Source organism: Phytobacter sp. RSE-02 (assembly GCF_040578655.1).
Lineage (GTDB): Bacteria > Pseudomonadota > Gammaproteobacteria > Enterobacterales > Enterobacteriaceae > Phytobacter > Phytobacter diazotrophicus.
Genome location: NZ_JBEULY010000007.1, coordinates 12,529 through 33,479, shown reverse-complemented (window position 1 = coordinate 33,479; position 20,951 = coordinate 12,529). Strand labels below are relative to the sequence as shown.

Genomic DNA, 20,951 nt, shown 5'->3' with positions numbered 1-20,951 from the left:
CCTTGCGTATTATTACGATTATTCGACCGCAGCTTTGATGTGCAGCGTAATGCCTTCGACGGCGATAACTTCTACTTTGCTTCCTGCCGGTAAATCTGATCCGGCACTCACCGGCCAGGAGCTGTCTCCCACCCGCATGTGCCCGCGCCCGTTGACCAGCGCATTATCGAGGATAAAACGGCGGCCCACCAGTTGCTGTCCGCGCTGATTAAGCGACGCATCTGCCGGTTTCTGGTCACGTACCCGTCTGGATAGCCACAGCCACCACAGCCAGGCGGCGATAAGCGTGAGTACCGCGAAGATCACCCCCTGTAATTCCCAGCCGAACGGAACCAGCCAGACCAGCAGGCCGGTGACCACTGCCGCCACGCCGCTCCACAGCAAATAGCCGTTGCCGCCGAGCATCTCAGCGGCCAGAAGCAGGCCGCCAAGACTTAACCAGAAAATGTAGGCATGTTCAAAGAGCACGGCTATCATGGTTTTTTCCGTTCACTGGTGCTGTCTTTTACCAGCTCCGCGATCCCGGCAATCGAGCCCATCAGGCTGCTGGCATCCAGCGGCATCATCACGACTTTACTGTTATTAGCAGAGCCAATTTGTTGCAGCGCTTCGGTGTATTTTTGCGCCACAAAGTAGTTAATTGCCTGCACGTCGCCCGCCGCAATCGCCTCGGAGACCATTTTGGTCGCCCGTGCTTCTGCTTCTGCCGAACGTTCACGGGCCTCTGCTTCAAGGAACGCCGACTGCCGTTCACCTTCGGCTTTGAGGATTTTGGCCTGCTTTTCACCTTCTGCTTTGACGATTTCCGCCTGGCGAATCCCTTCGGCTTCCAGGATGTAAGCACGCTTGGTACGTTCGGCTTTCATCTGGGCGTTCATGGAAGAGACCAGCTCCGCCGGTGGGCGAACATCGCGGATTTCGATGCGGGTGACTTTGATACCCCACGGATTGGTGGCTTCGTCCACGATATGCAGCAGGCGAGTGTTGATGCTGTCGCGCTGAGAGAGCATTTCGTCGAGCTCCATCGAGCCGAGCACAGTACGGATGTTGGTCATGGTGAGGTTAATGATCGCCAGTTCCAGGTTGCTCACCTCATAGGCGGCTTTCGGGGCGTCGATAACCTGAATAAAACACACCGCGTCGATGGTGACGTTGGCGTTATCTTTGGAAATGACTTCCTGGGAAGGGATATCGAGAACTTGCTCCATCATATTGATCTTACGACCAATACGGTCCATAAACGGTACCACAAGGCTCAGGCCTGGCTGGAGCGAGCGGGTATAACGACCGAAGCGTTCTACCGTCCACTGATATCCTTGCGGAACGATTTTGACACCCGCGCCTACAATGACCAGCGCGACGAAGATAAGAACGGGGATGACGATGAGCATCAAATAAACCTCCTGTTTAATTTGATGTCATTCTAACCAAATTTGGGGATCTTAACAGCGCGATCCCCAAATTTAGCGGGCGGGACTAGTAAAGCAGGGAGTAGAGCTGGCGACGGTATTTCGAGGCCAGTGCATCGCCGGTACCCAGCGCGGCCAGGATCTCCTGCAACATTTTGCGCGCTTCACCGTCTGCTGCGCCTAAATCTTTACGCAGATGACTGAACAGCAGCTCCAGCGCCTCTTCATTGCGGCCAACCTGATGCAGTTGCAGCGCCAGTTGCGTTGCCAGTTGCGCATCCGCCGGGTTCTTCTCGACCTGCTCTTGCAAATGCTGAATTTCCGGGGTGTCCGCGGCTTTTTTCAGCAGCTCGATTTGCGCCACCAGCCCTTGATAGCGGGTGTCCTGATCCTGCAGCGGAATGGTTTTCAGCACCGCTTCGGCATCATCAGAGCGGTTGAGCGCAATTTGCGTCTCCGCCAGCAGCAGGCCGATTTCACTGTTCTGCTGCGATAACTGCCAGGCTTCTTTCAACAGCGGCAGCGCTTCGGCATGTTTGCCTTCTTCCATCAGTTGCATGGCCTGTTGCGCTTTTAACTCTTCTTCGCGCGGCAGGACTTTATCCAGCAGGGCGCGTATGGCCTCTTCCGGCTGCGGCCCCTGGAAACCGTCGACCGGCTGGCCGTTCTGGAACAGGTAAACCGTTGGGATCGCACGTAAACCAAACTGTGAGGCAAGCATCTGCTCAGCATCGCAGTCCACCTTCGCCAGAATAAATTGCCCGTTATATTGCGCCGCCAGGCTTTCCAGCACCGGGGTCAACTGCTGGCAGTGCTGGCTACGCTCGGACCAGAAATAGAACAGCACCGGCGTGGTCATTGACTGTTCAAGCGTCGGGTGAAGGTTTGCTTCGTTAATGTTGACGATGTTCTGTACAGACATGGGTCATTCTCTGTTTAAGTGTTTATTGATACATGGGGACAGGCGCTGTGCCTTCAACTCACCCGTGTAAAATTTTATCCATTGCGCGTCCCGGCAGTATGCGTTTCAGCAGGCTTACCACCCAGGTGACGACCGTGACCGGATAACGCAGTTTGGGTTTCGGACTTTCAAAAGCATGGCGTACTTTGGCGACGACCGCCTCCGGGCCGAGGGTAAAACGTGCGGCAATACCGGGGTTTTCCACCGGTTTGTCACTCTGCGTCTGGTTGACGTTCTCGGTAAAGCGGGTGCGGATAGGGCCCGGCTCAATCAGGCTGACCTTGATGCCGCTGTGGCGCAGTTCCATACGCAGCGCATCGGACCAGGCTTCCAGGGCGTACTTACTGGCCGCATAAGCGCCACGACCAGGGGTCGAAATCAGCCCCATTACCGAGGACGTCATCACAATGCGGCCTTCGCCGTGCGGGAGCATGGCGGGTAACAGACGCATGGTGAGCTGGTGTGCGCCAAAAAAGTTGGCGGAAAACTGTTTTTCCATTTGCTCGCGGCTGATGGTGGACAGCGGGCCGTACAGGCCAAAGCCCGCATTATTAAAAATGCCATACAGACGGTTTTCCGTCAGGGCAATGACCTCGTCAGCGGCACGTTCTACGCTTTCGGGGAGGTCGAGATCCAACAGTACGCCGGTAAATCCGGCCTGATTCATACGTGCAACATCCTCGCTTTTGCGGCAGGCCGCCAGGATGCGAAAGCCCTGACGCTTGAGTTCATGGGCGCTTTCCAGACCGATACCGCTGGAACATCCTGTTATTAAGATCGTTTTTTGCATAACTTTACCTGAAAGCGTCCCTGATAAATCAGGAGTCGTGATTAACTAATGGAGCCAACCGGGTCGCCATCCAGTCGGCAATAAAAGGCTGAGCGTCACGGTTTGGGTGGATCCCATCATCCTGCATCCACTGGGGTTTGAGATAGACCTCTTCCATGAAAAACGGCAACAGAGGAATATCAAACTCTTTGGCGAGCTTAGGATAGATGGCGCTGAATGACTCAGTATAACGGCGTCCATAGTTGGCGGGCAGCCGTATTTGCATCAGCAAGGGTTCGGCGTTTGCGGCTTTTACCGCCTGCAAAATAGTACGCAGCGTTTGTTCTGTTTGTTGGGGCGCAAAGCCGCGCAGACCATCGTTACCTCCCAGCTCAATCAACACCCAGCGAGGCTGATGCTCTTTAAGCAGCGCGGGTAAGCGTGCCAGCCCCTGTTGCGAGGTGTCGCCGCTAATGCTGGCGTTGATGACGGGCGGTTTTTGTTGCCACTTCTCATTGAGCAACGCAGGCCAGGCGGTATTGGCCGCCATGCGATAGCCCGCGCTCAGGCTGTCTCCCAGAACCAGTAACGTGTCCGCAGCGGCGGCACGCAGGCTAAACAGAAGCAAAAACAGGAAGGCCAAATGCCAGCGGAAAACATTGTTGAAGTTCATCATCTTAAGAAGTCCGTCGGTCAGGGGGAGCATGAACTTTCCATCCTCACCGGAGTTGAGCTTGTTGTCAAACGGGCGCAAACCATCGCCCTGATTGGTGAATCAGGCTCGGGTAAGTCAACACTGCTGGCGATTCTTGCCGGGCTTGATGATGGCAGTAGCGGCGAAGTGAACCTGCTGGGCCAGCCGCTTCACGCGATGGATGAAGAGGCGCGGGCAAAGTTACGTGCCGCGCACGTCGGTTTTGTTTTCCAGTCTTTTATGCTGATCCCCACCCTGAATGCGCTGGAAAACGTCGAGCTTCCGGCGCTGCTGCGGGGTGAAAACAGCGCGCAGAGTCGTGCCAGTGCTAAAGGGTTACTGGAAGAGTTGGGGCTGGGGAAACGTCTCGATCACCTTCCCGCGCAGCTTTCCGGCGGCGAGCAACAGCGTGTGGCGTTGGCCCGTGCGTTTAATGGCCGCCCGGCGCTGCTGTTTGCCGACGAACCCACCGGCAACCTCGACAGGCAGACCGGCGATAAGATTGCTGATTTGCTCTTCTCGATGAACCAGCAATATGGCACCACCCTGATTCTGGTGACGCACGATCCTCAACTGGCGGCGCGTTGCGACAGACGATTACGTCTGGTGAACGGCGAACTGCGGGAGGAAGCATGATCGCCCGCTGGTTCTGGCGCGAATGGCGCTCTCCCTCATTGCTCATTGTCTGGCTGGCGCTAAGCCTGGCGGTGGCCTGTGTGCTGGCGCTGGGCAATATCAGCGACCGGATGGAAAAAGGATTAAGCCAGCAGAGCCGCGAGTTTATGGCTGGCGACAGGGCGTTGCGCAGTTCACGTGAAATTCCGCAGGCGTGGCTGGAAGAGGCGCGAAAAGAGGGGCTTAAAGTTAGCGAGCAAATCTCATTTGCCACTATGACCTTCGCCGGTGACACACCACAACTGGCAAACGTGAAAGCGGTGGATGACAGTTATCCGCTCTATGGCGACCTGCAAACCACGCCGCCTGCGGTCAAACCGCTGGCCGGAACGGTGCTGCTGGCCCCACGGCTGATGGCGCTGCTAAACCTGAAAACCGGCGACTCGATTGATGTGGGGGATGCCACGCTGCGGATCGCCGGGGAGGTGGTGCAGGAGCCGGATTCCGGTTTTAACCCGTTCGAAATGGCGCCGCGATTATTAATGAATACGGCGGATGTAGCGAAAACAGGAGCGGTACAGCCGGGAAGCCGTGTCACCTGGCGGGTAAAATTTGCCGGGACACCCGCACAACTGGAGGCCTACGAAAAATGGTTACTGCCGAAGCTTAAGCCGGAACATCGTTGGTATGGCCTTGAGCAGGATGACGGCGCGCTCGGCAAGTCATTACAGCGCTCCCAGCAATTCTTGCTGCTGTCGGCGTTGTTAACCCTGCTGCTGTCAGTCGCGGCGGTGGCTGTCGCGATGGGGCACTATTGTCGCAGTCGTTACGACCTGGTGGCCATTCTCAAAACACTGGGGGCGAGCAGGGCGCAGTTACGCAAATTGATCATCGGCCAGTGGCTGATGGTGCTCGCGCTGGCGTCCATCACCGGTGGCGCGATGGGGCTGTTGTTTGAAAAAATCCTGCTGATCTTGCTCAAGCCGGTTCTGCCGGTGGCACTCCCTGCCGCCAGCGGCTGGCCGTGGCTCTGGTCGATTGGCGCCATGCTGGTGATTTCGTTGCTGGTGGGGATACGGCCCTGGCGCTTGCTGCTGGCAACGCAGCCTTTGCGGGTATTGCGGCGTGACGCTGTCGCCGATGTCTGGCCGCTGAAATTTTATATTCCCGTTATCAGTATCGTGTCTGTGTTGCTGCTGGCCTGGCTGATGGGGGCCAGTATGCTGCTGTGGTCGGTGCTGGCGGGGGCGGTGGTTCTGGCATTGCTGTGCGGCGTAGTCGGCTGGCTGCTGCTGCGGGTGATGAAAAAGCTTACTCTCAAAACATTGCCGCTGCGTCTGGCGGTCAATCGTCTGCTGCGCCAGCCGTGGTCGACGCTGAGTCAGTTATCGGCTTTCTCGCTGTCATTCATGCTGCTGGCAATGTTGCTGGTGCTGCGTGGCGATCTGCTCGACCGCTGGCAGCAACAGCTTCCACCGGAAAGCCCGAACTATTTCCTCATTAATATTGCCCCGGAGCAGGTCGAACCGGTGAAAGCGTTTCTCTCTGAGCACCAGGTGGTAACCCAGGCGTTCTGGCCCATCGTGCGTGCCCGACTGACGCAGATAAACGGTCAAAGTACGGAAGGGAACCCGGATGAGGCGTTGAACCGCGAATTGAATCTGACCTGGCAGGGGGCGGATGCAAACCACAACCCGGTTACCGCAGGCTCCTGGCCGCCAAAACCCGGTGAGGTCTCGGTCGAAGCAGAACTGGCAAAACGCCTCAAACTTAAGCTCGGCGACAGCGTGACCTTTATGGGTGATACCCAGGATTTCAGCGCTAAAGTCACCAGCCTGCGCAAAGTGGACTGGGAAAGTCTGCGTCCCAACTTCTTCTTTATTTTCCCGCAGGGGGCGCTGGACGGACAGCCGCAAAGCTGGCTGACCAGTTTCCGCTGGCAGAATGGCAACGGTATGTTGACCCAGCTTAACCGCGAGTTTCCCACCATCAGCCTGCTGGATATTGGCGCTATCTTAAAACAGGTTGGTCAGGTGCTGGAGCAGGTGAGTCGGGCGCTGGAAGTAATGGTTGTGTTGGTCACCCTGTGCGGCGTGCTGCTGTTGCTGGCCCAGGTGCAGGTGGGGATGCGCCAGCGTCATCAGGAACTTGTGGTGTATCGCACGCTCGGCGCCGGCAAGCGACTGTTACGCACCACGCTGTGGTGTGAATTTGCCCTGCTCGGGCTTGTCTCCGGGCTGGTGGCGGCGATCGGTGCGGAAACGGCGCTGGCGGTGCTGCAAACAAAAGTCTTTGATTTCCCCTGGGAGCCGGACTGGCGGTTGTGGGTAACGTTACCGCTGTGCGGCGCCGTTTTGTTATCCGCATGCGGTGGCTGGCTGGGCACACGGCTACTCAAAGGGAAAGCGCTGTTCCGCCAGTTTAACCAGTAAAACCATGTCATTTTGATTACACGTCGGTTAAATAATCGGCGTGTCTTTTTTTAAGTGCACAAATTGCTAACTACCTGATTTTTAAGCGCACAAAGTACGAAAAACTCGTCAACATGGCGTGCTTAATCGGCGTTAATATTCAGCTGGCAACTATTTGGCTGCTTATTAACCAAGGAAACAGCATGGCACATAAAATAAAAGCGCTGGCGATAACGATCGGCGCGGCACTGGCGATGGTCTCATTTGCAACGCAAGCAGAGATCACGCTGTTGAAACAAGATCCGCAGGCGGGCGATCCGTTAAGCCGTCTGAATTTCACCGTGGGCGGCAGTATTCGTCCGCAGTTCAACATGATGACGGGAGATGGGGATAAAGGCTCTTACAAACGTAACGGCTTCGACGGCGGTACCCGTTTCCGCTTCGCCAGTGATTACTACCTGTTTGATGACATCAGTTGGATTAACTACTACGAGCTGGGCGTCAATATTCCGGCGGTGTTTGACTGGGATAACCACTATGCAAAAGGTGCCCACGACACCACGCGCCGTATGCTCTATACCGGACTGAAAAGCAAAACCTGGGGGACATTAACCTACGGTCAGCAAAACAGCATTTACTATGATGTGGTAGGGGCGAAAACCGATATCTGGGATTACGACATGATCGGTCAGGCGCCGGGTAACGGTATCAACGGCGACTATGATGGCTCTTATCGCTCACGCAATATGCTGAAATATAAGAATACGTTCGGGGATGCGGATGTTTACGCCTCATATCTGTTCGATGATAACGAATATCTGCCGGGTAACGGTCTGCGTTACAAACGTAAAGGTGGTGGCTCGTTGGGCCTGGATTACCATCTGACTAACACCCTGACATGGGGCGCGGCCTGGAACTATACCCGTGCCGAAATGCGCAATCCGGGCAATGACGACAGCAAAACGTACGACCAGAATATTCTCGGTACTGCGCTGAGCTGGACGCCGGATAACTGGACCTTCTCCGCTGGCGGCGGCTGGTATCAGAACTTCCTGCTGAGCAAGAAAAACACGGTTCACAATTACTTCGCGGGTGATGCGTGGGGCGTTGAATATTTCGCCGGTTATAAGATCCCGGTTAATCAGTACGCTGTGAAATCTGTCCAGCCGTACTTTATGGGCGATCGCATCGAATACGTGAATGGACGCAACTATCAGCGTATCGATAACGGTGTAGGTATCAGCTTCCAACTGGATTATGGTTTCCGCGTGGATTACGAACACGTGTTTACCTCCAGCACCGATGATCTGGGCGATATGAACTTAGTGCGTCTGCGTTACGACTTCTAAAATTCCAGGCATTTGGCTATCTGACTTGCCAGTTTGAACCCGGGCAATGCTCGAAACCCCACGTACTGCGTGTCCGTTCCGGTTTCTGCGCGCTGTCCGTGTTCAACCTGTCTGCGCCGATAACGCCTACTGACCCCGGAATTTGCGTCCTGCACTTCTGCTTAGCAAAGATCTCACTTTGTTTATCTAAAAAAAGCATAAAGGAAGGCGACTGAATTTCGCTTTTCTTTATGCTTCATCGCCTTAGCTTTGCAAAATCTCCCATCATTCAGTGACATACTTCACAACAACATGAATTTATTTCAATTACCGCTGCGTTATGTTTATGCCATCTTATCCCTGTAATGAATATGGAGCGCGCCGCGTCGACGGTGCGCCACACAGCAGACACACTTCGTTAGGGAGAATGTATGGGACGTCGTCTCGGTTTACGCGCCACCGTTGGGGCACTACTTCTGGCATGCGGTTTATCTTCCGCGCAGGCCAATAGCGATCCGCACACCATTGTCTTCGGCGTTGCGCCGGGGCCATATGGCGATATGGTCAAACAGGCCATTGAGCCGTCACTGAAAGAAAAAGGTTACAAAGTCGTGGTGCGCGAATTCAGCGACTATGTGCAGCCGAATATGGCGCTGTCGAATGGCAGTATTGATGCCAACCTGTTCCAGCACTCGCTCTATTTCGATAAATTCACTGCGGATAAAGGGCTGAAGCTGACCAAATTGATCACCGTACCGACGGCGGGCATGGGCTTCTATTCCCACAAAATTAAAAGCCTCGATGAGCTGAAAAAAGGCGACATCGTTACGCTGTCCAACGATCCGACTAACCTGGCCCGTGGCCTGCGTTTCCTGAAATCGCTGGATCTGATCACTATTAAAGACAATATCGATCCGACCAAAGCCTCTGAACGCGATATCGCCAGCAACCCGAAAGGGCTGGTGTTTAAACCGCTGGAAGCCGCACAGTTACCGCGTACGCTGGATAGCGCCACCGCAGCCCTGGTTAACGGTAACTTCGCTATTGCCGCTGGGTTGGATCTTTCTACTGCGATCAAGCAAGAACATCTGGATGAGAACCTCAAAAACATCATTGCGGTACGCAGTGAAGATGCGGATAAACCCTTCGCCAAAGACATTGTTGAGGTCGTGAAATCTCCGGCTTACCGTGCGGTGATTGACGATCCGAAAAATGTTTACGGTGCCTTCCAGAAACCGGAGTGGATGACTGCCGCTGATAAGAAGTAAAGGCAGCGCTGGGTTAACAGGCAGGCTGCGGCCTGCCTTTTGCTATTTGAGGGACACATGATTGAGATAGATAAGGTGTGCGTGGATTTTCCCGCCGTACGGGGAGCGAAACCCATGCGTGCCGTGGACAACGTCAGCTTGCGTATTGCGCCCGGTGAGATTTTTGGCATTGTTGGCACCAGCGGCGCGGGGAAAAGCACCCTGTTGCGTACGTTGAATGCCCTGCAACGCCCGAGTGAAGGCTGCGTCAAAGTGAACGGCGTGGCGATTTCAAAAATGGAAGGCCTGACGCTGCGTAAAGCCCGTCAGCGTATCGGCATGATCTTCCAGCACTTCAACTTGATGCATACCCGCACCGTCGCGCAAAACGTGGCGTTCAGCCTGAAGGCGGCGGGGTGGGATCGCAGCAAGATCACCCCGCGCGTCACGGAAATCCTTGAACTGGTGGGGCTGAGCGACAAAGCAAACCGCTACCCGGTACAACTGAGCGGCGGACAGAAGCAGCGTGTCGGTATCGCCCGCGCTATCGCTAACCACCCGGACGTATTGCTGTGCGATGAGCCGACTTCGGCGCTGGATCTGGAAACCTCGGCCACTATTCTCGAACTGCTCAAGCAGATCAACGCACAGCTCGGTATCACGATCGTGCTGATCACCCATGAGATGAACGTGATCAAATCCATCTGTGATCGCGTGGCGGTCATGTCCGGCGGCAAGGTGGTAGAAACCGGCGATGTGTTTGATATTTTCGCCCATCCGCAGCATGCCTTTACTCAACAACTGGTTTCACGCACGTTGAATCTGACGCTGCCGGACCGTCTGCGGGAGCACCTGCCGGGACAATTGTTGAAAATCCTGTTTATTGGCGATTCGGCTGAGCAGCCGGTTCTCTCCGATGCGGCCATCAACTTTGGTGTGGCGGTTAATATTCTGCACGGGAAAATTGAGTATATCGGTGAGCGCGCGCTCGGCATTCTGGTGGTGCAACTTACCGCAGAAGACCCGGCTGTTGTCGAACAGGCGGTAGACTACATTCGTAACCGTACCGCTCAGGTGGAGGTGATCCGTGGATAATTTACTGGCCGATTTGAGCCTCGCGTTTGGTGAAACCTTCCAGATGCTGAGCATCTCAACGGTGCTGGCGATCATCGGTGGCCTGCCGCTGGGGTTTCTGATCTTCGTGACCGACCGAAACCTCTTCTGGCAAAACCGCGCGGTCTATCTCATCAGCTCCGTGCTGGTGAACATCATCCGCTCCGTGCCTTTTGTCATCCTGCTGGTTCTGCTGCTGCCGTTAACTCAGTTTTTGCTTGGCAACACCATCGGGCCGATTGCCGCATCGGTTCCGCTGTCCGTGGCGGCGATCGCCTTCTATGCCCGTCTGGTGGACGGCGCGTTGCGTGAAGTGGACAAAGGCATTATTGAAGCGGCGGAAGCCTTTGGTGCCAGTCCGATGCGCATCATCTGCACGGTGCTGTTGCCGGAAGCCAGCGCGGGTCTGCTGCGTGGGTTAACCATTACGCTGGTGAGCCTGATCGGTTACTCGGCGATGGCGGGGATCGTGGGCGGCGGCGGTGTCGGTGACCTGGCTATCCGTTACGGTTACTACCGCTATGAAACCCAGGTGATGATTGTCACCGTGGTCGCGCTGATTGTGCTGGTGCAGGTCGTGCAGATGTTGGGCGACTGGCTGGCACAAAGGGCGGACAAGCGCGACAGGCATTGAGATGTTCCCGGATGGCGGCGTGACCGCCTGATCCGGGCTACGAGTTGAACCGTAGCCCCGGCAAGCGCAGCGCCGCCGGGGAGCCAGTCAGGCAAGTTTTGCCTGTGCCCAGGCGATGCCGCTGGCATATTCCGGCGGCAGCAGCGGCACCAGCGCTTCCAGCGTCGCGCTCAGGAGGCCGGTGTCGCTGTCGTTCAGGTTAAGGTGCCCCACCTTACGGCCCGGACGCACCTCTTTGTCGTACCAGTGCAGATGCACCAGCGGCAGTTTTAACCAGTCATAATTCAAATTGCTGCCGATCAGGTTGACCATCACCGATGGACTATTAACCACCGGCGGCGGCAGTGGTAAATCCACCACCGCGCGCAGATGCAGCTCAAACTGACTGATAGACGCGCCGTTTTGCGTCCAGTGGCCGCTGTTGTGCACACGTGGCGCCAGCTCATTGATCAGCAAGCCCGCCGGGGTCACAAAGCACTCCATCGCCATCACGCCCACATAATTCAGCTCGTGCATAATGGCAGATAGCATGCTTTCCGCTTGCTGTTGCTGGCGCATGTCGGCCTGCGGAAAGACCACGCTGGTGCGCAGAATACCGTCCTGATGCAGATTGTGAGTCAGCGGATAGAACACCGTGCTGCCGTCATGGCCGCGTGCGCCCACCAGCGATACCTCACCGGAAAAATTGATGCCCTGCTCAACGATGCATTCGCCGTAGCAGTCATCCGGCAACTGTTCTGTTTCGTCTGCACGCAGACGCCACTGACCGCGGCCGTCGTACCCGCCCACGCGGCGTTTGACAATCGCCAGCTCGCCCAGCGTATTGAAGACCGCAGGCCATTCGCTTTTGTCTGCCAGCAACTGCCACGGTGCGGTGGCAAGCTTAAGTTTGTCGAACAACTGCTTTTGCGTCAGGCGGTCGGCAATAATCGGGAACACATCGCGATTCACAAACGCCGGATGACGCGCCAGCTCGCGGGTCAGCGCGGTTTCCGGCCAGCGTTCGATCTCTGCGGTAATCACACTCTGGGCGAACGGCACCGCTTCCGGGTCTGCATCGAGCCCCACGGGCCACACGGCGATGCTCAGCGGTTCGCCTGCCTGGCGCAGCATGCGACCAAGCTGACCGTTACCTAAAATGCAAACCTGCTTCATGCCGCACCCCGTGGATCCGGGTTTTCCAGCACTTCATCGGTCTGGGCGCGACGGAAGTCGGCCAGGCGCTGATGCAGTTCGGCGTCGTGCTGGGCCAGAATTTGGGCGGCCAGCAGGGCGGCATTCGCGGCCCCGGCTTTGCCAATCGCCAGCGTACCGACCGGAATACCGCGCGGCATCTGGACGATAGAGTAGAGGCTATCCACACCGCTCAGCGCGGCGCTCTGTACCGGCACACCCAGCACCGGCACTAATGTTTTCGCTGCAATCATCCCCGGCAAGTGCGCCGCGCCGCCTGCACCCGCAATGATCACCTGAAAACCGTTCTCTTCGGCGCTTTCGGCAAAGCTGAACAGTTTATCGGGGGTGCGGTGAGCGGAGACGACTTCAACGTGGTGCGGGACATTCAGGATATCGAGAATTTCGGTGGCGAACTGCATGGTCGCCCAATCGCTTTTCGATCCCATGACAATGGCGATACGCGCCGGTTGGTTAACAGAAGACATGCGTTAAGAAAACTCCTGTGGGTGTGACTACGGACAGCTTTTGAGGGCACAAAGAATAGCACGGAAAACGGGCAAGGAAAACGGTTGCGTGGCGATGAATGCTGCAATCCGCTGTTGCGGAGCATGCGCATCAGCGGTTCAAATTCTTAGAACGGAAAAGGGATCAACTCGACGTCGTCTGCGGTCACTTTCACCATAGAGCCCTGGGTGTGCCAGGCGCCGAGGACAACGCGCATGGCGGGTTTACCGTTTGCGATAAGCTCGTGCACGTCCGGGCGATGAGTGTGACCGTGGATCAGGCACTGAACCTGGTGTCTTTCCATCGCGACAACCACTGCGTGCGGATTAACGTCCATAATGGCCAGCGATTTGCTGCTGTTGGCGGCTTTGCTTCCCGCGCGCATTCTGGCTGCGATACGTTGGCGAACAAACAGCGGCAGGGTGAGAAACAGCCTCTGTAGCCAGGGCTTGTGGACTTTGGCGCGAAACGCCTGGTAGCCTGCGTCGTCCGTACAGAGTGTGTCGCCGTGCATAATCAGCACCTTGCGACCATACAGATCGAGCACTTTCTCTTCCGGCAGAAGCTGCATGCCGCTTTCGCGCGCATAGCGTTTGCCGAGCAGGAAGTCGCGATTGCCATGGATGAAGTAACAGGGCACGCCACTGTCGACCAGCGCCTTAATGGCGGCGGCGATGTCACGGTGCAGGGGAGTGGGGTCATCGTCGCCAATCCAGGCTTCGAACAGGTCACCCAAAATATAGAGCGCGTCAGCCTGTCGGGCTGTGCCTGTCAAAAAACGCAGAAAACCGGCGGTGATCGCCGGTTCTTCTGTTTGCAGATGAAGGTCTGCGATAAAAAGTGTCGCCACGATTACTCGCTGACGGTCACGCTTTCAATCACGACATCTTCTTTCGGCACGTCCTGATGCATACCGCTGCGGCCGGTAGGAACGGCTTTGATTTTGTCTACCACGTCCATGCCTTCAACCACTTCGGCAAACACACAGTAGCCCCAACCCTGCAGGCTTTCGCCAGAGAAGTTCAGGAAGTCGTTATCCACGACGTTGATAAAGAACTGTGCAGTTGCGGAGTGCGGAGCCTGAGTACGCGCCATTGCCAGGGTGCCACGGGTGTTTTTCAGGCCGTTGTTAGCTTCGTTTTTGATCTGGTCTTTGGTTGCTTTCTGATGCATGCCCGGCTCGAAGCCGCCGCCCTGGATCATAAAGCCATTAATGACACGGTGGAAAATGGTGTTGTTGTAAAAACCTTCACGGCAGTAGTCCAGGAAGTTTTTAACTGTTTCAGGCGCTTTATCATCAAAAGTTTTGATTACGATGTCGCCGTGATTAGTGTGGAAAGTAACCATTTTTGCATCCTGTTCCGGTAGAGTAGTGCGCAGACCCGACTGTGGGTCAGTGATAGTCGCTTGTTATAGCATAACCGGGAGGTTGGATCACCTTGCAAAGTGTGCTGCTTCGGGATTGAATTACAGGTAATATATGCGTTTTTCCGTTCCACACACGTCTACATGGAATCTTCGATGTTAAAAATCTTCAATACACTGACGCGCCAAAAAGAGGAATTCAAACCTATCCATGCCGGGGAAGTCGGCATGTACGTGTGTGGTATCACTGTTTACGATCTCTGTCATATTGGTCATGGCCGTACTTTCGTGGCGTTTGATGTGGTCGCTCGCTACCTGCGTTTTATCGGCTATAAGCTGAAATACGTGCGCAATATTACTGACATCGACGACAAAATTATCAAACGCGCCAACGAAAACGGCGAAAGCTTTGTGGCGCTGGTTGATCGAATGATCGCGGAAATGCACAAAGATTTTGATGCCCTCAATATTCTGCGTCCGGACATGGAACCGCGTGCGACGCACCATATCCATGAGATCATCGAAATCACTGAACAGTTGATCGCTCGTGGTCACGCCTATGTTGCTGACAATGGCGACGTGATGTTCTCTGTGCCGACGGACCCGAACTACGGTCAGTTGTCGCGCCAGGATCTCGACCAGTTGCAGGCGGGGGCGCGCGTAGATGTCGTTGACGTGAAGCGTAACCCGATGGACTTCGTGCTGTGGAAGATGTCCAAGCCGGGCGAGCCGAGCTGGACCTCGCCGTGGGGCGAAGGGCGTCCAGGCTGGCACATTGAATGTTCCGCGATGAACTGCAAACAACTCGGCAGCCATTTCGATATTCACGGCGGCGGCTCTGATCTGATGTTCCCGCACCATGAAAATGAAATTGCCCAGTCAACCTGTGCCCATGACGGCGAGTATGTGAACTACTGGATGCACTCCGGCATGGTGATGGTCGATCGCGAGAAGATGTCCAAATCGCTGGGTAACTTCTTTACCGTCCGTGATGTGCTCAAATATTACGACGCCGAGACTATTCGCTACTTCCTGATGTCCGGCCACTATCGCAGCCAGTTGAACTACAGCGAAGAGAACCTCAAGCAGGCGCGTTCAGCGCTGGAACGTCTGTATACCGCGCTGCGCGGTACCGACAGGTCTGTTGCGGCGGCCGGTGGCGAGGCGTTTGAAGCGCGCTTTGTTGAGGTCATGAACGATGACTTCAACACGCCGGAAGCCTATTCGGTGCTGTTTGATATGGCGCGCGAAGTGAATCGCCTGAAATCAGAAGATATGGCGGCGGCGAATGCGCTGGCCTCGCATCTGCGTAAGCTCTCTTCTGTGCTGGGGCTGCTGGAACAGGATCCCGATGCGTTCCTGCAAAGCGGTGCGCAGGCAGACGATAGCGAAGTGGCTGAGATTGAAGCGTTGATTCAACAGCGTCTGGATGCGCGTAAAGCGAAAGACTGGGCAGCAGCAGATGCGGCGCGCGACCGTCTTAATGAGATGGGCATTGTGCTGGAAGATGGCCCGCAGGGTACGACCTGGCGCCGTAAGTAATTACTGCTTCTGAGGGGAACGCGATGTTCCCCTCTCCCCACAGCGGATAAGGCGGTTACGCAGCCTGAGTTATCGGGAGCGCCAGTGCCACAGCACGCCCATCAGAATGAGCCCCGGCACCCACACCCACAGTAATTCCGAAATGATCACCTGATGCCCGTAAGGCGTCATATACCGCGACAGGGCAAAAGGCGCGACCTTAATCACCTGCCAGGGCGCAAAAAAGCGCTCATCTGACCATGGCCAAAGCCAGCCGACCCCTTTGCCGCCGGTGGTGATCGAATCCAGCAAACTGTGCGACAGCAATGAGACGGTCAAAAAAGCCCAGCAGCGCATCAGGCTCGCTTTAAACCAGCGTCGCCCCAGCCATGTCACCAGAATCGGCACTACAAAGGCGAATAACAGCGAATGGGTGAAGCCGCGATGACCAAACACGTTGCCGTACGCCACGCCAAACTTGAATGCCAGCACATCGGCATCCGGCAACATCGCAAGGGCAACGCCTGCCAGCAATAATCCCCTGGGGATCACCTTGTTGCCGAGTCCCAACCCCAGGCAAAGTGGTACGGCGGCGTGAGTAATAACGGTTGGCATTGTCAGTCCTTGAACAAAAGAAAAGAGTATAAACGAGACGGCTTACATCGCCGGATGTGTGTTTTCTGAAAAGTCAGGATATAAAGGAAAAATTATTTTTGCGATGCGGCAGGAAATTAACATCAGCGTTTTCTGATAGTTGGTCTGTTGCATAATGAGGGGGATATTTTTCCGGGGCATGTCGAAACCGAAATATCCGGTCTGATGCATGGGGTGACTTATCCGGCAGAGTGCGCCATGACACCTGAAAAAAATGGGGGAGGTGGCGAATGCTGCCGCCGTAATGCAACGCGAATGACTCAGTGCATGCATCCATTAAAATGTGGGCCAATACTCGCGTTATTATGCGGATTCCCGCACCACCAGTTGCCCGGAAAGGGTAATCGTCTGCGTCAGCAAATCTGGCTCTTTCAGCTTACGTATAATCAGCCCCGCAGCCTGACGGCCCGCCTCTTCACTGGCCGACGAGACATAGGTAAAAGAGGGGGAGGTGAGGTTCACGTGGAGCATATCCTCGAAGCCTATCAGCGCCACCTGTTGCGTCAGGAAGACATCTTTGCCGATGGTGCGCCCCACCTGATGAATACCGCTGATAGAACCAATCACCGCGTTCGGCGAATGGCATAGCAGGGCGGTGATGGTGTTGTTTTTTTCCAGCAAATGACGCGTTGCCAGGCTGGCTGATTCGGTCGATTCACTGCAGGCGGGAGCATATTCATCGCGCAGCACCATACCGTATTGCTTGAGGGCGCTGTGTACGCCCAACAAACGCTGGTGGCGTACCAGGTCTTTTTCCATACCGCCGATATAGGCGATGCTGCGATGTCCGCGTTCGATAAGGTAGCGCGTGGCAAGGCTTGCGGCCTGACGGCTATCGCGCATCACCAGATTGCAGCTCTCAGCAGGCATGGACTGGGATACCACCACCATCGGCAGCGGACACTGGCTGATTCTTTCCGGTAAATGCGGATTAAGGGGATCCGACGAGAGATATATCACGCCCGCCACGCCCTGTTGCTTAAAAGAGAGCAGGCAGCGTTCCAGGTGCTCATGATCATCCAGCGGCTGCCCCAGGAAGACCATATAGCCCTTACGCTCCAGCTCCTGGACAATGCTCGCCATCACCTTGATGGAAAAGCTGTCGCTGAAATCACGCAAGATCAGGCCAATCAGGTTCGAGGTATTGGCGCGCAGATTAGCGGCCGCGACGTTGTGCACATATCCCAGCTCATTGATAGCCGACTGAACTCTCTCGATGGTGGCATCGGAGATTTTTCCCTTTTGGCGCAACACCAGAGAGACGGTTGAAACCGAAACGCCCGCCAGTTTAGCGACATCAATGATGCTGACCTTTTTCAATCGTGCTCCCTGAAAGTACAGAATAATCAGTCAGAAATAGTAAAGCCTCCTGCATAAATACAGGAGACTTATTTCACCTTACCAGCACAAGGTTATTTGCCAAGCGATGTCGCCATAGCCTGAGCAATAAACTGGGCTCTGGCGCCGAAGATCACCTGCACGCCTTTATCCCCGACAAAGACCACGCCGCGTGCACCCACACCGTTAAGTCCTTCTTTATTCACCTGGCTGCCGTCCAGCACTTCAATACGCAGACGGGTAATACAGGAACCAACGGAATCAATGTTTTTCGCGCCGCCCAGTAGGTCAACAATCTCGATAACCAGCTCCTCGTCCGTTTTGTCTTTCGCGTCCGCAGACACTTCGGTACGGCCCGGTGTTTTGATATCAAACCGACGGATAACAAAGCGGAAAGTAAAGTAGTAGATCAGCGCCATTGGCACACCAATGATCACCGCATTCAGGTAGTTTGTCTCATAGCCATTAAACGACGGCAGAATACCAAACGAAATGTAGTCGATAAGACCGGCTGAGAACGACTTCGCGATATGCGCATGCATCAGGTACATGGACATGTAGGCCAGGCCCGCCATGATCGCATTGAACACATACAGAATCGGCGCGACGAAGATAAAGGTAAATTCGACCGGCTCAGTGATGCCTGTTAAGAAGCAGGTCAGCGCGGCGGAAAAGAGAATACCCGCAGCGATTTTTTTATTTTTGGTATGCGCTTCGTGGTACATCGCCAGACAGGCGGCAGGCAGTGCGAACAGCATCAGCGGGAACTCGCCCTGCATGAATTTACCGGCGTTCTGATAGGTGTCGCTGCTGAACGACTTGGTGCCTTCTTCCAGCATTTTGAACCAGATTGTCTGGTCGCCGTGGATAACCTGGCCTGCCTGAGTGGTGTAGTCACCGAAGGAGTACCAGAACGACGGATACCAGATATGGTGCAGGCCGAGCGGGATTAACGCACGTTCTGTCAGGCCAAAGATAAAGGTTGAGGCCGCCTGATTATCGCCGTTAACAATAACGGAGAGCGCGTCAATGCCCGCCTGGATATGTTGCCAGACGTAGGGCAGCAGCAGGCCGAGAATAAACGACATAAACGCAGTGGCGATGGCGACAAAACGCTTACCGGAGAAGAAGCCCAAAAACTCAGGCAACTGCATGGTGTGGAAGCGGTTATAGCACCAGGCTGCGAGGATGCCGCAGATTAAGCCGCCAAACACCCCCATTTGCAGCGACGGGATACCGACCACCATCGCATATTTCCCGCCCTGTGAAGCCATTTCCGGCGTAATTGATAGCACGGTGCTAATGGTAATGTTGGTGACAAACACCGACACGGCCGCAGAAAGGGCGGCAATCCCGGATTCAGAGGCCAGACCAACCGCAGAGCCGATGGCGAACAGCAGCGGCAGGTTATCGAAAATAACCCCACCGGCATTCATCATCAGCGGTAAATGAAACTTATCGCCAAACGCCAGCAGCAGACCGGCAGCCGGCAGTAATGAGATGGGCAGCATTAATGCACGCCCAATCATGGACAACTTTGAGAGTGATTTAATAAACCCTGATAACACATTCATCGTGTGATTCCCCCGAATCCAGGCTTTTTGTTGCGCGAAATACGCACATTTATTGTCAGTAGAACGTTCTAGTAAAACGTTCTACTTATCGTGTTAGAAGCGATTCTTCTCCGCAACTGAAATTTCACTTTCGGTCATAGCAAAATGTGATTATTTGAAGGCGATCAATTATTGACCGTGCGGATGGTAAGGGTAATGGGGAGGGAAACAGGCCCGGTGAACGGGCCTGTAGAAGGGATATCAGGCGACTACGGTAACGCTTTGTCCCTGAAATACAACGGTTTGTCCGGCGACGATCTTGCAACGCTTACGGGTTTCGACCTTGCCGTCGACCTTGACCAGACCGTCATCGATTGCGATCTTCGCCTGCGCGCCGCTTTCGCTCCAGCCTTCCAGTTTCAGCAGATCGCAGAGTTCAACGTGCGGATGCTTGCCCAGTGAGAATGTTGCCATCTTATGCTTTCTCCACGTCGTGGTACTCTTCGCACGCCTGTAATGTGTTCTGAATCAGGGTTGCGACAGTCATCGGGCCTACACCGCCCGGCACCGGCGTGATGTATGAGGCACGCGCCGCGGCGTCTTCGTAAACCACATCGCCAACCACTTTGCCGCTTTCCAGACGGTTGATACCAACATCAATCACGATGGCACCTTCTTTGATCCACTCACCAGGAATAAAGCCTGGTTTGCCGACCGCAACGACCAGAAGATCGGCGTTTTCCACATGGTGGCGCAGGTTTTTGGTGAAGCGGTGGGTCACGGTGGTGGTGCAACCGGCCAGCAGCAGCTCCATGCTCATCGGGCGACCAACGATGTTAGATGCGCCGATGACCACAGCGTTCAGGCCGTAGGTATCAATGTTGTAACGCTCAAGCAGCGTCACGATACCGCGCGGGGTGCACGGGCGCAGACGCGGCGCACGCTGGCACAGGCGGCCAACGTTATACGGGTGGAAACCGTCGACGTCTTTATCCGGCGAAATGTGTTCCAGCACTTTGACATAATCGATACCGGCAGGCAGCGGTAACTGAACCAGAATACCGTCGATTTCGTTATCGGCATTCAGCTTGTCGATAAGTGTTAGCAGTTCGGCTTCGGTGGTGGTTTCCGGCAAATCGTAGGAGCGGGAGATGAAACCCACCTCTTCACACGCTTTGCGTTTGCTGCCGACATAAATCTGCGACGCAGGGTTGCTACCGACGAGGATAACGGCCAGACCAGGGGCGCGTTTTCCGGCTGCCAGGCGGGCTTTCACCTTTTCAGCAACCTCAGAGCGCACCTGCTGCGCAATCGTTTTACCATCTATAATCTTTGCTGCCATCAGAGAGAAGATTCCATCTGTAACTAAAAAGAAGTGGGGATGTGTATATTTTGTCAGAAGTGGGCGGCGCTGTCAGTTACCGTTTATGTTTCGTGCGTAAAGGCAGGGCGGAGAAAGTGCGCAATGGTGCTCACTTCGCGAGCATCTGAGAGCAAAGTCATTGACTCGACAGGTGTTGACCGTATAATCCCGATCCGCAACTCTCCCGTAAGGGATATCAGTGCGCCCTTAGCTCAGCTGGATAGAGCAACGGCCTTCTAAGCCGTAGGTCACAGGTTCGAACCCTGTAGGGCGTACCATCCTATCTTCTACTCAAG

Annotated in this window: 21 protein-coding genes and 1 tRNA gene; 8 read left to right on the top strand and 14 right to left on the bottom strand. The window is 55.2% G+C overall.

Features of this window, described 5'->3' with window-relative positions; all coding sequences use genetic code 11:
• Window positions 1-18 precede the first annotated feature (18 nt).
• From ABU190_RS15780 to tesA, 5 genes are all read right to left on the bottom strand, one after another.
• The gene (locus ABU190_RS15780; protein ID WP_041852442.1) at window positions 19-477 is read right to left on the bottom strand and encodes an NfeD family protein; all 459 of its coding nucleotides are present in this window, start codon (window positions 475-477) and stop codon (window positions 19-21) included.
• A complete protein-coding gene (locus ABU190_RS15775) occupies window positions 474-1,391 on the bottom strand; it encodes an SPFH domain-containing protein (protein WP_271850326.1) in 918 nt (305 codons plus the stop codon). The genes ABU190_RS15780 and ABU190_RS15775 overlap by 4 nt, the downstream gene beginning before the upstream one ends.
• Before the next feature lie 85 nt (window positions 1,392-1,476).
• Window positions 1,477-2,331, bottom strand: a complete 855-nt coding sequence (locus tag ABU190_RS15770; protein ID WP_041852440.1) for a co-chaperone YbbN — start codon at window positions 2,329-2,331, stop codon at window positions 1,477-1,479.
• Between the two features lie 58 nt (window positions 2,332-2,389).
• Window positions 2,390-3,160, bottom strand: coding sequence for an SDR family oxidoreductase (locus ABU190_RS15765; RefSeq protein WP_110296092.1), 771 nt, complete (start codon window positions 3,158-3,160; stop codon window positions 2,390-2,392).
• A 28-nt stretch (window positions 3,161-3,188) separates the two neighbouring features.
• The gene (gene tesA / locus ABU190_RS15760) at window positions 3,189-3,815 is read right to left on the bottom strand and encodes a multifunctional acyl-CoA thioesterase I/protease I/lysophospholipase L1 (protein ID WP_125125191.1); all 627 of its coding nucleotides are present in this window, start codon (window positions 3,813-3,815) and stop codon (window positions 3,189-3,191) included.
• On the opposite strand from tesA, the gene ybbA reads away from it, so the two are divergent.
• The 6 genes from ybbA (at window position 3,783) to ABU190_RS15730 (ending at window position 11,181) form a co-directional block, all read left to right on the top strand.
• The gene (gene ybbA / locus ABU190_RS15755; protein WP_071195803.1) at window positions 3,783-4,469 is read left to right on the top strand and encodes a putative ABC transporter ATP-binding protein YbbA; all 687 of its coding nucleotides are present in this window, start codon (window positions 3,783-3,785) and stop codon (window positions 4,467-4,469) included. The two genes, tesA and ybbA, sit on opposite strands and share 33 nt — an antisense overlap.
• On the top strand, window positions 4,466-6,880 hold the full coding sequence (gene ybbP, locus ABU190_RS15750; protein WP_334749317.1) for a putative ABC transporter permease subunit YbbP: 2,415 nt from the start codon (window positions 4,466-4,468) through the stop codon (window positions 6,878-6,880). Before ybbA ends, ybbP begins: the two co-directional genes overlap by 4 nt.
• A gap of 182 nt (window positions 6,881-7,062) precedes the next feature.
• On the top strand, window positions 7,063-8,208 hold the full coding sequence (locus ABU190_RS15745) for a porin (protein WP_110296114.1): 1,146 nt from the start codon (window positions 7,063-7,065) through the stop codon (window positions 8,206-8,208).
• A 410-nt stretch (window positions 8,209-8,618) separates the two neighbouring features.
• On the top strand, window positions 8,619-9,455 hold the full coding sequence (locus ABU190_RS15740; RefSeq protein WP_071195801.1) for a MetQ/NlpA family ABC transporter substrate-binding protein: 837 nt from the start codon (window positions 8,619-8,621) through the stop codon (window positions 9,453-9,455).
• 57 nt (window positions 9,456-9,512) lie between these two features.
• Window positions 9,513-10,529: a virulence-associated ABC transporter ATP-binding protein SfbB gene (gene sfbB, locus ABU190_RS15735; protein ID WP_354691798.1), complete on the top strand. Its 1,017-nt coding sequence runs from the start codon at window positions 9,513-9,515 to the stop codon at window positions 10,527-10,529.
• Window positions 10,522-11,181: a methionine ABC transporter permease gene (locus ABU190_RS15730; RefSeq protein ID WP_041852434.1), complete on the top strand. Its 660-nt coding sequence runs from the start codon at window positions 10,522-10,524 to the stop codon at window positions 11,179-11,181. The genes sfbB and ABU190_RS15730 overlap by 8 nt, the downstream gene beginning before the upstream one ends.
• Before the next feature lie 87 nt (window positions 11,182-11,268).
• Here the strand turns inward: ABU190_RS15730 and purK are convergent, their stop codons facing one another.
• The 4 genes from purK to ppiB all read right to left on the bottom strand — a co-directional run bounded on the left by purK (window position 11,269) and on the right by ppiB (window position 14,208).
• Window positions 11,269-12,336, bottom strand: a complete 1,068-nt coding sequence (gene purK / locus ABU190_RS15725; protein ID WP_354691797.1) for a 5-(carboxyamino)imidazole ribonucleotide synthase — start codon at window positions 12,334-12,336, stop codon at window positions 11,269-11,271.
• Window positions 12,333-12,842, bottom strand: a complete 510-nt coding sequence (gene purE / locus ABU190_RS15720) for a 5-(carboxyamino)imidazole ribonucleotide mutase (protein ID WP_354691796.1) — start codon at window positions 12,840-12,842, stop codon at window positions 12,333-12,335. Before purE ends, purK begins: the two co-directional genes overlap by 4 nt.
• 146 nt (window positions 12,843-12,988) lie before the next feature.
• Window positions 12,989-13,711, bottom strand: coding sequence for a UDP-2,3-diacylglucosamine diphosphatase (gene lpxH, locus ABU190_RS15715; protein ID WP_354691795.1), 723 nt, complete (start codon window positions 13,709-13,711; stop codon window positions 12,989-12,991).
• Between the two features lie 2 nt (window positions 13,712-13,713).
• Window positions 13,714-14,208 (bottom strand): peptidylprolyl isomerase B, encoded by a 495-nt coding sequence (gene ppiB, locus ABU190_RS15710; protein ID WP_041852430.1) that lies wholly within the window; start codon window positions 14,206-14,208, stop codon window positions 13,714-13,716.
• Between the two features lie 174 nt (window positions 14,209-14,382).
• On the opposite strand from ppiB, the gene cysS reads away from it, so the two are divergent.
• The gene (gene cysS / locus ABU190_RS15705) at window positions 14,383-15,768 is read left to right on the top strand and encodes a cysteine--tRNA ligase (protein WP_354691794.1); all 1,386 of its coding nucleotides are present in this window, start codon (window positions 14,383-14,385) and stop codon (window positions 15,766-15,768) included.
• Window positions 15,769-15,837: 69 nt separating this feature from the next.
• Here the strand turns inward: cysS and ABU190_RS15700 are convergent, their stop codons facing one another.
• The 5 genes from ABU190_RS15700 to folD all read right to left on the bottom strand — a co-directional run bounded on the left by ABU190_RS15700 (window position 15,838) and on the right by folD (window position 20,634).
• Window positions 15,838-16,362, bottom strand: coding sequence for a metal-dependent hydrolase (locus ABU190_RS15700; RefSeq protein ID WP_071195797.1), 525 nt, complete (start codon window positions 16,360-16,362; stop codon window positions 15,838-15,840).
• A gap of 342 nt (window positions 16,363-16,704) precedes the next feature.
• Window positions 16,705-17,721, bottom strand: a complete 1,017-nt coding sequence (gene malI / locus ABU190_RS15695; protein WP_354691793.1) for a Mal regulon transcriptional regulator MalI — start codon at window positions 17,719-17,721, stop codon at window positions 16,705-16,707.
• A 92-nt stretch (window positions 17,722-17,813) separates the two neighbouring features.
• On the bottom strand, window positions 17,814-19,313 hold the full coding sequence (locus ABU190_RS15690) for a PTS transporter subunit EIIC (protein ID WP_354691792.1): 1,500 nt from the start codon (window positions 19,311-19,313) through the stop codon (window positions 17,814-17,816).
• A gap of 240 nt (window positions 19,314-19,553) precedes the next feature.
• Window positions 19,554-19,766, bottom strand: coding sequence for a ribosome-associated protein YbcJ (ybcJ, locus tag ABU190_RS15685; RefSeq protein WP_041852425.1), 213 nt, complete (start codon window positions 19,764-19,766; stop codon window positions 19,554-19,556).
• 1 nt (window position 19,767) lies between these two features.
• Complete coding sequence (gene folD, locus ABU190_RS15680; protein WP_041852424.1) at window positions 19,768-20,634, bottom strand: bifunctional methylenetetrahydrofolate dehydrogenase/methenyltetrahydrofolate cyclohydrolase FolD; 867 nt, start codon at window positions 20,632-20,634, stop codon at window positions 19,768-19,770.
• A 222-nt stretch (window positions 20,635-20,856) separates the two neighbouring features.
• Here folD and ABU190_RS15675 point away from each other — a divergent pair.
• Window positions 20,857-20,933 (top strand) — tRNA-Arg (locus tag ABU190_RS15675).
• Window positions 20,934-20,951: the final 18 nt, after the last annotated feature.

What these genes read in the sequence shown, in the direction of transcription:
- ABU190_RS15780 (WP_041852442.1), bottom strand. Translation starts at nt 477, where the DNA reads ATGATAGCCGTGCTCTTTGAACATGCCTACATTTTCTGGTTAAGTCTT.
- ABU190_RS15775 (WP_271850326.1), bottom strand. Translation starts at nt 1,391, where the DNA reads ATGCTCATCGTCATCCCCGTTCTTATCTTCGTCGCGCTGGTCATTGTA.
- ABU190_RS15770 (WP_041852440.1), bottom strand. Translation starts at nt 2,331, where the DNA reads ATGTCTGTACAGAACATCGTCAACATTAACGAAGCAAACCTTCACCCG.
- ABU190_RS15765 (WP_110296092.1), bottom strand. Translation starts at nt 3,160, where the DNA reads ATGCAAAAAACGATCTTAATAACAGGATGTTCCAGCGGTATCGGTCTG.
- ybbA (WP_071195803.1), top strand. Translation starts at nt 3,783, where the DNA reads ATGCCAGCGGAAAACATTGTTGAAGTTCATCATCTTAAGAAGTCCGTC.
- tesA (WP_125125191.1), bottom strand. Translation starts at nt 3,815, where the DNA reads ATGATGAACTTCAACAATGTTTTCCGCTGGCATTTGGCCTTCCTGTTT.
- ybbP (WP_334749317.1), top strand. Translation starts at nt 4,466, where the DNA reads ATGATCGCCCGCTGGTTCTGGCGCGAATGGCGCTCTCCCTCATTGCTC.
- ABU190_RS15745 (WP_110296114.1), top strand. Translation starts at nt 7,063, where the DNA reads ATGGCACATAAAATAAAAGCGCTGGCGATAACGATCGGCGCGGCACTG.
- ABU190_RS15740 (WP_071195801.1), top strand. Translation starts at nt 8,619, where the DNA reads ATGGGACGTCGTCTCGGTTTACGCGCCACCGTTGGGGCACTACTTCTG.
- sfbB (WP_354691798.1), top strand. Translation starts at nt 9,513, where the DNA reads ATGATTGAGATAGATAAGGTGTGCGTGGATTTTCCCGCCGTACGGGGA.
- purK (WP_354691797.1), bottom strand. Translation starts at nt 12,336, where the DNA reads ATGAAGCAGGTTTGCATTTTAGGTAACGGTCAGCTTGGTCGCATGCTG.
- purE (WP_354691796.1), bottom strand. Translation starts at nt 12,842, where the DNA reads ATGTCTTCTGTTAACCAACCGGCGCGTATCGCCATTGTCATGGGATCG.
- ppiB (WP_041852430.1), bottom strand. Translation starts at nt 14,208, where the DNA reads ATGGTTACTTTCCACACTAATCACGGCGACATCGTAATCAAAACTTTT.
- cysS (WP_354691794.1), top strand. Translation starts at nt 14,383, where the DNA reads ATGTTAAAAATCTTCAATACACTGACGCGCCAAAAAGAGGAATTCAAA.
- ABU190_RS15700 (WP_071195797.1), bottom strand. Translation starts at nt 16,362, where the DNA reads ATGCCAACCGTTATTACTCACGCCGCCGTACCACTTTGCCTGGGGTTG.
- ABU190_RS15690 (WP_354691792.1), bottom strand. Translation starts at nt 19,313, where the DNA reads ATGAATGTGTTATCAGGGTTTATTAAATCACTCTCAAAGTTGTCCATG.
- ybcJ (WP_041852425.1), bottom strand. Translation starts at nt 19,766, where the DNA reads ATGGCAACATTCTCACTGGGCAAGCATCCGCACGTTGAACTCTGCGAT.
- folD (WP_041852424.1), bottom strand. Translation starts at nt 20,634, where the DNA reads ATGGCAGCAAAGATTATAGATGGTAAAACGATTGCGCAGCAGGTGCGC.